Source organism: Stenotrophomonas sp. YIM B06876 (assembly GCF_030711595.1).
GTDB lineage: Bacteria > Pseudomonadota > Gammaproteobacteria > Xanthomonadales > Xanthomonadaceae > Stenotrophomonas.
In genome coordinates this window covers 1-1,112 of record NZ_JAUJUJ010000270.1, presented here as the reverse complement: position 1 = coordinate 1,112, position 1,112 = coordinate 1, and the positions used below count along the sequence as shown (strand labels likewise).

At 66.5% G+C, this 1,112-nt stretch carries 1 protein-coding gene; it reads left to right on the top strand.

Annotated elements, in window-relative coordinates; genetic code table 11:
• Window positions 1-1,112 (top strand): helix-hairpin-helix domain-containing protein (locus QZH66_RS16655; protein ID WP_305806978.1); only part of this gene is annotated, 1,112 nt, incomplete at both ends.

The following is a 1,112-nucleotide window of genomic DNA, read 5'->3' as shown; positions in this document are numbered from 1 at the left end:
CCGACAACCTGCGCGACCTGCTGTTGGCCGCGCCCGCAGGAGCGCGCGTGGTGATGGGGCTGGACCCGGGCATCCGCACCGGCGTGAAAGTGGCAGTCTGCGATGCCACGGGCAAGCTGGTCGAAACCGCCACCGTGTTCCCGCACGAGCCGCGCAAGGACTGGGACGGTTCGCTGCACACGCTGGCCAAGCTGTGCGAAAAGCACGGCGTGAACCTGATTGCGATTGGCAACGGCACGGCCAGCCGCGAAACCGACAAACTGGCGGCCGACCTGATCAANAAGGACTGGGACGGTTCGCTGCACACGCTGGCCAAGCTGTGCGAAAAGCACGGCGTGAACCTGATTGCGATTGGCAACGGCACGGCCAGCCGCGAAACCGACAAACTGGCGGCCGACCTGATCAAGCTCATGGCCAAGGCCGAACGTGCGATCGAAAAGGTGGTGGTCAGCGAGGCCGGCGCCTCGGTCTATTCGGCCAGCGAGTTCGCCTCGCAAGAAATGCCCGACGTCGACGTGAGCCTGCGCGGCGCCGCCAGCATTGCGCGCCGCCTGCAGGACCCGCTGGCCGAGCTGGTCAAGATCGACCCCAAGAGCATTGGCGTGGGCCAGTACCAGCACGACGTGAACCAGAGCGAGCTGGCGCGCACGCTCGGTGCCGTGGTCGAAGACTGCGTGAACTCGGTCGGCGTGGACCTGAACACGGCCAGCGTGCCGCTGCTCTCGCGCGTCTCGGGTTTGTCGGCCAGCGTGGCCAAGGCCGTGGTGCGCTGGCGCGAGGCCAACGGCGCGTTCAAGAGCCGCAAGCAACTGATGGACGTGGCCGGCCTGGGCGCCAAGACCTTTGAACAAAGCGCGGGCTTTCTGCGCATCCGCGGCGGCGAGAACCCGCTCGACATGACCGGCGTGCACCCCGAGACCTACCCGGTGGTGGAGAGCATCATCCAGACCACCGGCAAGAGCGTGGCCGATCTGATGGGCCGCGCCGACATGCTCAAGACGCTCAAGCCCGAGCTGTTCGCGAACGAGAAATTCGGCGTCATCACGGTGCAGGACATCCTCGGCGAACTCGAGAAACCCGGCCGCGACCCGCGCCCAGACTTCAAGGTGGCG